We start from the raw sequence: 12,837 nt of genomic DNA on the forward strand, positions 1-12,837 counted from the left end.
ATGCAGAGGCTGTTGCTGGTCGGAGTGGGACTGACGGGACGGCCCTACGCCGCTGCGGCCCGGCGGCTCGGTGTCCTGGTGCACGCCGTCGAGACGGCCGAGCGGGCGGAGTCGCTCGCCGGTGAGGTCGACGACATCACCGTGTGCCGCGGCGGTTCGGACGAACTGTGGGCCGAAGCCGCGAGCGCGGCCGTACGTACCGCCCGGCCGGACGGGGTGGTGGCCTTCAGCGAGCCGCATGTGCTGGCCGCCGCACTGATCCAGGACGAACTGGGGCTGCCGGGACCCTCGTTGAGGGCGGCGACGCTGTCGCGCAACAAGGCGCTCCAGCGGGCCCGGTTCGCGGCCGCGGGCATTGGCCAGCCCGCCTATCTGGTGACCGAACGGCTCGTCGACGCCGACGCCTGGGCCGGGGAGCACTTCCCCGTGGTCGTCAAGCCGCTGTCCTCCGCGGGCAGCGCGGGGGTCGAGCTCGTCCAGGACGCCCGGGCGTACGACGAGACCGCGGCGCGACGCGCCTGCGAGGGCAGGCTCCTGGTCGAACAGGCGGTGTCCGGACCGGAGTTCAGCTGGGAGGCGCTGGTAAGGGACGGAAAGGTCTGGTTCGCCAACCTGACCGCGAAGGAGACCACGGGGCCGCCGTACTTCGTGGAGACGCAACACCGTACGGCGGTCGAGGTGGACGACGCCACCCGGGTGACCGTCTCCGAACTCGGCACGGACGTCGTCGAAGCCCTGGGCATGCGGACCGGCATCGTCCATCTGGAGTTCAGGCTCACCGAGCGCGGACCCGCCGTCATGGAGGTCGCGGTCCGCACCCCGGGCGACCGGCTCATGGATCTGCTCGCGCTGGCGTACGACGTGGACTGGTACGAGATGGTGGTCCGGATGGCGCTCGGCATGGAGCTGCCGGAGCCGCCTCGGGGGCCGGTCCGGTACTCCGCGAGCTACCTGCCCACGGGGAACACCGGGGTGGTCACCGCGGTCGAGGGCTTCGACGGCATCCTCGCTCACCCCTGTGTGGTGGACGCCGAGGTGACGGTCGGTCCCGGCGACGTCATCGCCCCGGCCCGCTCATCGGGCGAGCGGGTCGGCCAGGTCGTGCTCGCCGCCGAGGACCGGGCGGAACTGGAGAGCGCACTCGACTACGTCCGGCGCACCCTCGTGGTGACGACCGGGCACGGCGGAGAGGTCGCACGGCATGGCTGAGCCAGGTGACCGGCGCGTCCGCGCCGCTCTGGACCTCGACTTCGCACGGGCCCGCGAGTACGTCGGAGCGCACGCCTACGACGCCCGGGTCCAGGACCTGTCGCCCGCCGGGGTGGCCGCCGCGCTCGCACAACTGGGCATCGGCCCGTTGCCCGGCGACGCGTTCGACGCCGCGGTGACCGAGACCCACGAGGAGGGCCTGCGCATCCGGTTCGCCGAAGCGCAGGTGCACCGCCGGGACCCGCTCCTGCACGTCGCCGCCATGGACCTCGCGTGCTACGACCGGGAGTACGCGCCTTTCGAGGAGCGCCGGCGGGCCAGGGAGCGGCACCTCGCGCTCTGGCCGGACGCGGTCGACAACGCGCTCGAAGCCCTCGACCGGGTGTCGGCACCGGTCGCCACCGCGTCGCTGCCCGCGGTCCGCGGCCTCGCGTCGGGAGTGCGGGACCCGGGGGCGCTCGCGGCGGTGCGGCGGCTGACCGCCCATGTCGAGAAGGCCGCGCGGGACGGCGATCCGTCGGCCGCTCTGGGATCCGACCTGTTCCTGCGGCTGCTCGGCGCGGGGGAGGGCGTCGCCTTCGACCTCACCGAGCTGACCGAGACCGCGGAGCGGGAGCGCGCGAGGCTGCGCGCGCTGCTGGCGGAGGCCGTCGAGCGGCACGCTCCCGGGGAGAGGGCCGCCGAGGTGGTGCCCGCACTGCTGCGCGACCACCCGGACACCGCCGAGGGCGTTTTCAAGGAAGCCTCGGCCCTCATCGGTGAGATCACGGCCTTCTCCGTCGGCAGGAACCTGATCGGGGATCCCGGCGGGGTCTGCGAGGTCGGACCCGCTCCGCCTTCGCGCGCGTTCGCCCAGGCGATGATGTCGTGGTCGGCGCCCTACGAGCCCGACGCCCCCAGCTGGTACTACATCGTGCCCCCCGACCCCGCGTGGTCGGCGGAGGAGGCCGCGGACTGGCTCGCGGTGTTCAGCCGTACCTCGCTGCCCGCGATCACCGTGCACGAGGTGACCCCTGGTCACTACGCGCACGGCCGCGCGCTGCGGGCGCTCACCAGCGATGTGCGCCGCTCCCTGGAGTCGCCCGCGTTCGTCGAGGGGTGGGCGCACTACACCGAGGAACTCCTCGTCGAGGAGCGCTTCCGGGCGGGCGACCCGCTCTATGTCATCGGGACGGCCGTCGAGGCGCTGCTGCGCGTGACCCGTCTCGCCTGCTCGATCGGCCTGCACACCGGCGCTCTCTCGGTCGCGGATGCCGCCTCCCGCTTCGAGGAGGACGCCTTCCTGCGCGGTACGGCGGCCCTCGGTGAGGCCGGGCGCGGCACTGTCGAGGCGACCTACGGCCGCTACACGCTGGGGAAGCTGGAGATCCGGCGGGTGCGCCGACTCGCGCGGCGGAGCTGGGGGGACTCCTACACGCACCGGCGATTCCACGACGCCCTGCTCGGGCTCGGCATGCCCCCGATCGGCCTGATCGAACGGGCGGTGGTCGGCGACCTCGCCGCCTGAGCCCGGTCGGCTCGGGAGCGTGCCGGTCCCGAGCCGACCGGGCTCACCGCTCCAGCGGCTTGTGCGCCCTTCCGGGCCGTAGCCCAGTTTCCATACTGTATGCATCATGTGCCGCGCATCGCTACGTGGCTCCCCGGGCCCCCGGGTGCCCCGGTCCGCGATGGGCGCCGGATGGGTGCCTGATGAGGCACCCCGTGGGAATGCTCACCGATGCGGTCGAGTCCACGGCGTTCCGTCTGTGGGCGAGACCGCGTGCTTGCGATCATGTGTTCGCGACGTGACGAGTGGTCTTTTCGATATCGACCGGAGTGAGGTAGCCCACCATGTCGACTCCAACTCCCCGTCTCGCCCAGTCCGACAACCGTCTTCCGGACGGCGGGACGGTCATCGACCGGCTCGTGACGGCCAACCGCGCGTACGCCGCCGGGTTCGTGGACCCCGGCATGGGTGCCCGCCCGGTCCAGCGGGTCGCCGTCGTGGCCTGCATGGACGCCCGGATCGACCTGCACGCCGCGCTCGGTCTCGAACTGGGCGACTGCCACACCGTGCGCAACGCGGGCGGTGTCGTCACCGACGACACGATCCGCTCCCTGACGATCAGCCAGCGCGCGCTCGGCACCCGCAGCGTCATACTGATCCACCACACCGGCTGCGGCCTGCAGAGTCTCACCGAGGACTTCCGGCACGAGCTGGAGATGGAGGTCGGGCAGCGGCCGGCCTGGGCGGTGGAGGCCTTCCGGGACGTCGATCAGGACGTACGGCAGTCGATGCAGCGGGTGCGCACGTCACCGTTCCTGCCGCACACCGACGATGTGCGGGGCTTCGTCTTCGACGTCACGACGGGGCTGCTGCGGGAGATCGAGCCGCGAGCCTGAGGTTTCCAGCCCTCTTGCGGTCGGGCGGGAGTCCGCGGCAAGGGGGCCTCAGCTGCCGTGCGCGCAAGGCTCGTCGGGCGGCGGCCTCGGCCGTTCCCTTCGCGTGAGAGACCGGGCCGGTAGCCGACGCCCAGGCGCGTCTCGATCCCCTCCCTGGGCCGTCCCTCTTGGGATTCACCTCCGGGACCGCCACCGTGCTCGCGTCCCACTTCGCCGGGTGGCCGCCATCGAATCGCGCGGAGGTTCCTGGGGGTGTGGCGAGGTGGCCGCCGGCCGTCGCTTCGCCGACTCCCTCGCGTCGACGTGACCCCGGCCCGGCCGGCGAGGTGACCGGCGGACAGCGTGACGAGTCCCGCGCGAGGGTTCGTCCGGTCAGCTCCGGGGCGCCCTGGCGGCGAGCTGCTTGCGGTAGAAGCCGGTGGTGCGCTCGGTGTGCTTGCGCATGACCTCGCCGGCGCGGTCCGCGTCGCCCTTGGCGATGGCACGGATGAGCTGGGCGTGCTCGTTCCAGGCCTCCTTGCCGCGCGGCCGGGCGATCGGCGTGTAGTACCAGCGCACCTTCTGGCTGACGCCCGCGATCAGTTCGGCCAGTACGGCGTTGTCGGCGATGGAGGTGATGAAGGCGTGCAAGGCGGTGTTGGCCGCGACCAGCCGCTCGACATCGCCCGCGGCGAGGGCGTCGACGCCTTCCTGGTGCAGCTCCCAGAGCCGTTCGACGTCCTCGGGCTTGGCGTGCTGCGCGGCGAGTTGGGCCGAGTAGGTCTCAAGGACCGCGCGGACACCGAGGAGTTGGGTGGCCTCCTCCTCGGTGGGGGAGTGGACGAAGGCGCCCTGGGCGGGGCGCAGGTCGACCCACCCGTCGGTCTGGAGTCGTTGCAGCGCCTCGCGTACGGGCTGGCGGCTGACCCCGAGGTGTTCCGCGAGCTCCGCCTCGACGAGGTGCTGGCCGGGCTTGAGCGAGCCGTTGACGATCAGCTCGGTCAGGGCGTCGTACACGGCCTGCCGCAGCGGCGCCGGGCGGGTGACGCGCCGGGACGCGGCGGCGGTGAGTGCCTCACGCATGGGAGCCCCGTTCTGCCACCGCGCCCGCGGGGCCGACGGCTCTGCCGAGAGGTGGCCGCCGAGAGGGTTGCCGGCGGCCGCGTCAGCATACAGGTTTTGGTATGCAAGATGGCGGCTGTTTCGGGAGCGGTCCCCGGTCGGCCGGGCGCGCCGTCCGCGTCGCCCGACGCCGGTCTTGCGGCAGGTCGCAGGCGTGCGCGGCCCTGCCGACCCGCTCGTTCCTCCTCGTTTCCGCGGGGCCGAGTGCCGGCTCCCGCGCAGCCGAGTCGCGTTCCCGCGCGGCCAAGTCGCCTTCTCCTGAACGGGATTGAGTCCGATTGAGTTCTGTATGCAAAAGCCTGTATGGGGTAGCCTCCCAGTCTCCCGCAAGCGTCGCCGGGGACCCGCGTGACGGAAGGCGGAGCGAGGCAGGCTCGGTGCGCTCGGGATGATCACGGGCCAGGCGTTCGGTCCGTCCGCGGTGCCGGTGCGTGGTGCCGGTGAGAGAGGAGTCGTTCATGCTGTTCCGGCAGCTCGAGTACTTCGTGGCGGTGGCCAGGGAGCGGCACTTCGCGCGGGCCGCGGAATCCTGTTACGTCTCGCAGCCCGCGCTCTCGGCTGCGATCGCCAAGCTGGAGCGGGAGTTGAACGTCACGCTCATCAACCGCGGGCACAACTACCAGGGCCTCACACCCGAAGGCGAACGGCTCGTCGTATGGGCCAAGCGGATCCTCGCCGAACAGGACGCGTTCAAGGCCGAGGTGGCCGCCGTGCAGTCGGGCATCACCGGGACGCTCCGCCTCGGGACGGACCCCACGGCCTCGACGACCCTGGCGATGCCCGTGGCCGCGTTCTGCGCGGCGCACCCGCTGGCCAAGGTGCAGGTCCGCTCGCGTCTGTCGACGAAGGAACTCCACCGCCAGCTCCGCGACTTCGAGCTCGATGTGGCCATCGCCCACTTCGATCCGGGCGACCAGGAGGGCCTTCAGGTGGTCCCGCTCTACCAGGAGAGGTACATGCTGCTGGTCTCCGACGACCAGCTCATGTCCCAGACCTCGGCCATGACCTGGGCGGACGCGGCCCAACTGCCGCTCGCGCTGCTCACCCCCGACATGCGCATCCGCCAGATCATCGACGGCGTCTTCGCGGACAAGGGCTTCGTGGTGACGCCCCAGGTGGAGACGGACTCCATCGCCGCGCTCTACGCCCATGTCGGCGGCGGCGACTGGGCCAGCATCGTTCCGCACACCTGGCTGCGCGCGATGCCGGTGGTCGGCAGGACGCGCGCGCTGCCGCTGGTCGATCCGGAAGCGGGCGCCCAGGTCTCGGTGGCGATCCACGCGGCGACCCCGGGTTCGGTCGCCGCGCGGGCCTTCGTGAACGCGGCGACGGGCCTGGCGCTGGACGACTTCTTCGGGCAGCCCCTGCCGCACGAGCGTCGCGTGCGGTGACGGCGGCAGCGGGCAGCGCCTGGGCTGACTCGGTGGAGCGAGCAGTGCTCGGGCTGACCCGGTGGAGCGAGTGTCGTGTGTGGTGACACGGCGGCACGAGCGTCGCGTGCGGTGACACGGCGGAGCGTCATCCGGTGACAACTCCCGTGCCGAGCGGCTTACTTGACGTACCCGGGCGGCGGTGTCGAGCACGACCGACGCCGTCCCCGCCCGGGAGGCCTCCACCCGCAGCGGCCAGGTGGGAACCCGCGGTGCCGTCGGCCACCGGCGGACCGATCAGAGCGGCGGATGCGCCGAGAGCGTCGAGCCGGGCGGACAACTCCGGTCCCGGGAGCGCGGGGTGCGGCGGCGCGACCACCGCACCGGCCCGCGCCGCACCCGGCAACGCCACCACGAACTCCGCGGTGTTGGCACCGATCGGACCGATCGCGTCGTCCCGGCGCAGCCCGGCCGCGCCGAGCCGTCCGCCACGCCGTCCGCCAGGGCGTCGAGAGCCCGGTACGAGAGAGGCACCCGGTCCCCGGTGACGATCAGGGCACGGGCGTACGGGCGTTCGCGCACCTGCCGGTCCAGGAGACCGGCGAGTCCCGTGACCGCCGGGGGCCGGTACCTGTCCGCGTCGCGCACCGATGCCGCGGCCGGAACTGCCATGACCCCACCCCCTCACGCCAGTTCGATGAAGCGTCGTCCTCCGCCGCGGCGGCTCACCGCTTCGGCGAAGCGGCCCGCCGCGAGCCTGCGGCGGCACCCGGCGCACGTCCGACACGTACTGGCGAACGGCCGATAGCAGCGGTCTGTCAAGGGAGTCGCGAGGCCCGGACCTGCCGTCGATAGACGGTGTTTATCGGCTGGTCGCCGATGGGTCTTGGACGGGGGCGAGCGGGCCGCGGAAGGTGGGAGGAGCAGGCGCAGAGGCAGGACCCGCCCAAGGAGGACCTCGGACCATGACCGCCCCCTCGACTCCGGAGACCGCGGCGAACGCCGACGTGACGACCGAGCTCACCGACGGGTACCACCTGGTCGTCGACGCGCTGAGGATGAACGACGTCGACACCATCTACGGGGTCGTCGGCATTCCGATCACGGACCTGGCCCGCCTCGCGCAGGCGCGGGGCATCCGCTACCTCGGCTTCCGGCACGAGAGCAACGCGGGCCACGCCGCCGCGGCGGCCGGCTACCTCACGAAGAAGCCCGGCATCTGCCTGACCGTGTCCGCGCCGGGCTTCCTCAACGGTCTGGTCGCGCTGGCCAACGCCACCACCAACTGCTTCCCCATGGTCCAGATCTCCGGCTCCAGCGAGCGGCACCTGGTCGACCTCAGGCAGGGCGACTACGAGGAGATGGACCAGCTCGCCGCCGCGCAGCCGTTCTGCAAGGCCGCCTACCGGGTGGGCCGCGTGGAGGACATCGGCCGGGGCATCGCCCGCGCGCTGCGCACCGCGGTCTCCGGGCGCCCCGGCGGTGTGTATCTCGACATCCCCGCCGCGGTGCTCGGCTCCATCATGGACGCGGAGGCGGGCGCGAGGACACTGAGCCGGCTCGTCGACCCCGCGCCGCGCCAGCTGCCGGCACCCGAGGCGGTCGACCGCGCGATCGAGCTGCTCGCGGGCGCCGAGAGGCCGTTGGTGGTGCTCGGCAAGGGCGCCGCGTACGCGCGGGCCGACGACCGCATCCGCGAGTTCGTCGAGTCCACCGGCATCCCCTACCTCCCGATGTCGATGGCCAAGGGCCTGCTGCCCGACGACCACCCGCAGTCGGCGGCCACCGCCCGTTCGCTGGCCCTGAAGAAGGCCGACGTCGTCATGCTCGTCGGCGCCCGCCTCAACTGGCTGCTGAACCACGGCGAGGCACCGCAGTGGAACCCCGACGCCCGGTTCATCCAGGTCGACATCGAGGCGAGGGAGATGGACAGCAACCAGCCCATCGCGGCCCCCCTCGTCGGAGACATCGAGTCGGTGCTCGACGTGATCGCCGAGCGCGCCAAGCCCGGCCGGATCGTGGCGCCCGCCGCCTGGCGCGAGGAACTCGGCGCGCGGTCGGCGCGGAACGTCGCGAGGATGGCGGAGCGACTGAAGGCCGACCCGCACCCCATGCAGTTCATGGGCGCCCTCAAGGCGGTACGGGACGTCGTGCGCCGGCGCCCGGAGACGTACATCGTCAACGAGGGCGCGAACGCGCTGGACATCGCGCGCAACGTCATCGACATGCACGTGCCGCGGCACCGCCTCGACAGCGGCACCTGGGGTGTCATGGGCATCGGCATGGGCTACGCGATCGCCGCCGCCGTCGAGAGCGGCGCCCCGGTCGTGGCCGTCGAGGGCGACAGCGCCTTCGGGTTCAGCGGCATGGAGCTGGAGACGATCTGCCGCTACGGGCTGCCCGTCGTCACGGTCGTCATGAACAACGGCGGTGTCTACCGCGGCGACGACGTCAACCCCCTCGACGACGCACCCGCGCCGACCACCCTGATGCTCGCGGCCCGGCACGACCGGATGATCGAGGCGTTCGGCGGCAAGGGCTACCGCGCCACCACGCCCGCCGAGGTGACCGCCGCGCTCACCGAGGCGCTGGCCTCCGGCGGTCCGGCGCTCATCGACTGCGTGATCGACCCCTCCGCCGGGACCGAGAGCGGCCACATCGCGCACCTGAACCCGAAGGGCATCACCGTCGGCACCATCACGCCGGCCAGGAAGTGATCCCCGAACTCCCGTCCTCCACAGCCGGCTTACGCACCGAGATCATTCACGAGAAGGAATCCACCATGAGTGAAAAGCCGCTCGCCGGAATCAAGGTGATCGACTTCACCGGCGTCCAGGCCGGTCCCGCGTGCACGCAGCTGCTCGCATGGTTCGGCGCCGACGTCATCAAGGTCGAGCGCGTCGCCGGAGGCGATGTGACGCGCCGTCAACTCCGTGACATCCCCGACCTCGACGCCCTCTACTTCACCATGCTGAACAGCAACAAGCGGTCCCTGGCCATCGACACCAAGTCCCCCGAGGGCAAGGAGGTCATGGAGAAGCTGATCCGCGAGGCCGACCTCCTGGTGGAGAACTTCGCGCCGGGCGCCATGGACCGGATGGGCCTCGGCTGGGAGCACATCCACGCGCTCAACCCGCGCCTGATCTTCGGCTCCGTCAAGGGCTTCAACGACGAGTCCAAGTGGAACGACCTCAAGGTCTACGAGAACGTCGCCCAGGCCGCCGGCGGCGCCGCTTCCACCACCGGGTTCTGGGACGGACCGCCCACCATCAGCGGCTCGGCCCTCGGCGACAGCAACAGCGGAATGCACCTGATGATCGGCCTGCTGACCGCGATCATCCAGCGCGACGCGACCGGGCTCGGCCAGAAGGTCTCGGTGTCCATGCAGGACGCCGTGCTCAACCTGACCCGGGTCAAGCTGCGCGACCAGCAGCGCCTGGAGCGCGTCGGCTACCTGGAGGAGTACCCGCAGTACCCGAACGGCGAGTTCGGCGACGCGGTACCGCGCGGGGGGAACGCCGGTGGCGGCGGACAGCCCGGCTGGGTCCTGAAGTGCAAGGGCTGGGAGACCGACCCCAACGCCTACATCTACTTCACCGTCCAGGAACAGAACTGGGTCCGCACCTGCGAGGCCATCGGCCGGCCGGAGTGGGCCGAGGATCCCGAGTACGACACCGCCGTGGCCCGTCAGCCGCACATCATGGGCGTCTTCGGCGAGATCGAGAAGTGGCTGGCGGACAAGACCAAGTACGAGGCCGTCGACATCCTGCGCACCTTCGACGTGCCCTGCGCGCCCGTCCTCAGCATGAAGGAGCTCGCCGAGGACCCCGACATGCGCAGGAGCGGCACGATCGTCGAGGTCGAGCAGAAGGAGCGCGGCACCTATCTGACCGTGGGCAGCCCGATCAAGTTCTCCGGATTCAAGCCCGAGATCACCGGCGCGCCACTGCTCGGGGAGCACACCGACGAGGTGCTCGCGGATCTCGGCTACGACGCGGACGCCATCCGGAAGCTGCACGAGGGGAAGGTCGTCGCCTGACCCGGCGCCCAACCGTCCCGCACGCCCGAGTGCCCCCGAACCCAAGTGCTCCGCATACCCAAGTGCCCCGCGAACGGCATCCGTTCGCGGGGCACGGGCGTCAAGGGGGTCAGGTGTCGCGCCCCACGGCACGGTGTCCGCCGGTCACACGGCCACGAGCCCGTGCGTCCAGGCGGTGGCGCGGACCCCGACAGGTCCATCCGGTCAGCGGGGGGCGTGGACCCCGTCCAGTGCCACCGAGAGGACGCGGTCGCGCTGGGCGTCGTCGAGGAAGTTCGTCGCGGTGATGCCCGAGACCATGCGCAGCAGGTCGTCGAAGTCCATGTCGGCCCGCGCCTCGCCGGCCTTCTGGGCGCGCTCGAAGAGGGGGCCGCCGGCCGCGTACATCGATTCCCGGCAGGCCAGGAAGATCTCCGACTCGCCGTTGAGGGCCTCGCGGATGGCCCGCTTGGTGACCGTGTAGTCCACGAAGCGGCGCAGCCATGACGTCAGTGCCACCCATGGTTCCTGGTCGGCGACCTCCTCCGCGATCCGGCACAGATCGTCCACCTCGCCCGCGTAGACGCTCTCGAAGAGATGGCGGCGGGTCGGGAAGTTCCGGTACAGCGTGCCGATGCCGACGCCCGCGCGGCGGGCCACGTCCTCCAGGGAGGCCTCGGCGCCGCTCTCCGCGAACGCCTCGCGGGCGGCAGCCAGCAGCGCGTCGTAGTTCCGGGCCGCGTCCTTACGGTGCGGGCGCCGGGACGCGACGATCTCGCTGACGGGGAACGGCTGTGCCGTCACTGCTGCCTCCCGGCTGGATCGAGGTTGAAGCGGAGGTGTGCCTCCGCTACAGTGGAGGGGTACCTCCACTTTACCAGTCGGGGTGCGTTCGGCGTGGACGCGTGCGGCCGCACGCGCAGCCGACGCGCTCGTACCCCCGTCCTCGACCTTCGGCGGGCCGCGCGGTGACCGATCCGCACAGCCCTACCCCCTGACCGTCCGTTCAGCGACCGTCCGTTCGGTGACAGTCCGCTCGGTGACCTTCCACTCCGCGAGCGCCCTCGCGGCCGTCGGTGTGCCAGACGCCGCGCCGCGCCACCCATGCACTGCGCCCATCACGTCCGTCCCGTACGACCGTGGCCCGACGACCTCGGCCGCATTCCTGTCCGGAGAGGCTTTTCATGCCCCGCTCGTCCACCCGTCTCACCTTCGCGGTCCTCGCGACCGGTGCCGGAGTGTTCGCGATGCTGCAATCGCTGATCGCGCCGGCCCTGCCGACCGTCCAGCACGCGATGCACACCTCCCAGTCCACCGCGACCTGGGTGATGACCGCCTATCTGCTGTCCGCCTCGATCTTCACGCCCATCCTGGGGCGGGTCGGCGACCTGATCGGCAAGAAGCGCACCCTCGTCGCCGTTCTCCTGGCCGTCCTGGCCGGCTGTCTGCTCGCCGCGCTCGCGCCCACCATCGGCGTACTGATCGTCGCCCGGGTCGTGCAGGGCATCGGCGGCGCCCTGTTCCCGCTGTCCTTCGGCATCATCCGGGACGAGTTCGCCGCGTCCCAGGTGAGCGGCAGCATCAGCAACCTGTCCGCCGTGATCGCCGCCGGAGGGGGAGTCGGCATGGTGGCGGCCGGTCCGATCGTGACCGCGCTCGACTACCGCTGGCTGTTCTGGATCCCCGTCGCCGTCGTCGCGGTCACCGCGCTGATCGCCCTGCGCTACGTCCCCGAGTCGCCCAACCGAGCCCAGGGGAACGTCAATTGGCTCGGCGCGGTCCTCCTGTCGGGCTGGCTCGTGGCGCTGCTGCTGCCCCTCAGCCAGGCGAGCCACTGGGGCTGGGGATCGGGCAAGGTGATCGGTCTGTTCGCCGTGGCCGTGCTGCTCCTCGCGCTCTGGCTGCGCTCCGAGGCGCGCTCCCGCAGCCCGCTCATCGACCTGCGCATCATGCGGCTGCCCGCCGTGTGGACCACCAACACCGCCGCGCTGCTGTTCGGCGCGGGCATGTACGCGATCTGGACCTTCCTCCCCGGGTTCGTCCAGACCCCGAGCTCGGCCGGCTACGGATTCGGCGCGAGCGTGACCTCGGCCGGACTGCTCATGCTGCCGATGCTGCTCGCGATGTTCTGCTCGGGCGTGCTGAGCGGCCGGCTGGAGCCCGTCCTCGGCGCCAAGAAGCTGCTGGTCGCCGGTGCGGCGCTCGGCGCGGTCGCCTGTGGAATCCTCGTGCTCTGGCATGACCGGCCGTGGCAGGTCGCCTTCGCGGCGGGCGTCTTCGGCCTCGGCATCGGACTAGCCTTCGCCGCCATGGCCAACCTCATCGTCGGCAGCGTCCCACCCGAACAGACCGGCGCCGCGACCGGGATGAACGCCAACATCCGCACCATCGGCGGATCCATCGGCGCCGCGGTGACCAGCGTCCTGGTGACCGGCCGGCTCCAGTCCTCGGGCCTGCCGTACGAGTCCGGGTACACCCACGGGTTCACCCTGCTCGCCCTGCTCTGCCTGGCCGCCGCACTGGCCGCACTCCTCGTCCCCGCCCAGCGGGCGGTACGACTGTCCGGCGCGCCCCGGGCCTCGGGGCGCACCATGAGCAGCGGTGCCGGTGCCGGTGCTGCTTCCGGTTCCGGTTTCGCTTCAGATTCCGCCGAGACGGCCGACGGTGAGGCCGAGGCCGTCATGCCGGGTACGCGGAACTGACGGCACCCCGGACGGCGCGGGGCGGGGAGCGCACGGGGCGGGTCCGGCACCGGCT

10 protein-coding genes are annotated in these 12,837 nt (G+C 71.8%); 7 read left to right on the forward strand and 3 right to left on the reverse strand.

Features of this window, described 5'->3' with window-relative positions; genetic code table 11:
* The 3 genes from ACZ6KY_RS08990 to ACZ6KY_RS09000 all read left to right on the forward strand — a co-directional run bounded on the left by ACZ6KY_RS08990 (nt 1) and on the right by ACZ6KY_RS09000 (nt 3,591).
* Nucleotides 1-1,209 (forward strand): ATP-grasp domain-containing protein, encoded by a 1,209-nt coding sequence (locus ACZ6KY_RS08990; RefSeq protein ID WP_469309627.1) that lies wholly within the window; start codon nt 1-3, stop codon nt 1,207-1,209.
* Nucleotides 1,202-2,716 (forward strand): DUF885 family protein, encoded by a 1,515-nt coding sequence (locus ACZ6KY_RS08995; RefSeq protein ID WP_469309628.1) that lies wholly within the window; start codon nt 1,202-1,204, stop codon nt 2,714-2,716. The genes ACZ6KY_RS08990 and ACZ6KY_RS08995 overlap by 8 nt, the downstream gene beginning before the upstream one ends.
* A gap of 323 nt (nt 2,717-3,039) precedes the next feature.
* A complete protein-coding gene (locus ACZ6KY_RS09000; RefSeq protein ID WP_469309629.1) occupies nt 3,040-3,591 on the forward strand; it encodes a beta-class carbonic anhydrase in 552 nt (183 codons plus the stop codon).
* Between the two features lie 372 nt (nt 3,592-3,963).
* Here ACZ6KY_RS09000 and ACZ6KY_RS09005 read toward each other — a convergent pair whose 3' ends face one another.
* Nucleotides 3,964-4,653: a GntR family transcriptional regulator gene (locus tag ACZ6KY_RS09005; RefSeq protein ID WP_469309630.1), complete on the reverse strand. Its 690-nt coding sequence runs from the start codon at nt 4,651-4,653 to the stop codon at nt 3,964-3,966.
* Between the two features lie 497 nt (nt 4,654-5,150).
* Between ACZ6KY_RS09005 and ACZ6KY_RS09010 the strand changes: the two genes are divergently transcribed.
* Entirely contained in the window at nt 5,151-6,083 is a 933-nt protein-coding gene (locus tag ACZ6KY_RS09010) for a LysR family transcriptional regulator (protein WP_469309631.1), read from the forward strand.
* 127 nt (nt 6,084-6,210) lie between these two features.
* Here ACZ6KY_RS09010 and ACZ6KY_RS09015 read toward each other — a convergent pair whose 3' ends face one another.
* A complete protein-coding gene (locus ACZ6KY_RS09015; RefSeq protein WP_469309632.1) occupies nt 6,211-6,849 on the reverse strand; it encodes an AMP-binding protein in 639 nt (212 codons plus the stop codon).
* A 178-nt stretch (nt 6,850-7,027) separates the two neighbouring features.
* Between ACZ6KY_RS09015 and oxc the strand changes: the two genes are divergently transcribed.
* Complete coding sequence (gene oxc / locus ACZ6KY_RS09020) at nt 7,028-8,779, forward strand: oxalyl-CoA decarboxylase (protein ID WP_469309633.1); 1,752 nt, start codon at nt 7,028-7,030, stop codon at nt 8,777-8,779.
* Between the two features lie 65 nt (nt 8,780-8,844).
* Nucleotides 8,845-10,101, forward strand: coding sequence for a formyl-CoA transferase (gene frc, locus ACZ6KY_RS09025; RefSeq protein ID WP_469309634.1), 1,257 nt, complete (start codon nt 8,845-8,847; stop codon nt 10,099-10,101).
* A gap of 204 nt (nt 10,102-10,305) precedes the next feature.
* On the opposite strand, the gene ACZ6KY_RS09030 is transcribed toward frc, so the two are convergent.
* Nucleotides 10,306-10,884, reverse strand: a complete 579-nt coding sequence (locus ACZ6KY_RS09030) for a TetR/AcrR family transcriptional regulator (RefSeq protein WP_469309635.1) — start codon at nt 10,882-10,884, stop codon at nt 10,306-10,308.
* A 380-nt stretch (nt 10,885-11,264) separates the two neighbouring features.
* Between ACZ6KY_RS09030 and ACZ6KY_RS09035 the strand changes: the two genes are divergently transcribed.
* Complete coding sequence (locus ACZ6KY_RS09035) at nt 11,265-12,782, forward strand: MFS transporter (RefSeq protein ID WP_469309636.1); 1,518 nt, start codon at nt 11,265-11,267, stop codon at nt 12,780-12,782.
* Nucleotides 12,783-12,837 lie beyond the last annotated feature (55 nt).

Source organism: Streptomyces sp. NPDC042002, from assembly GCF_055588305.1.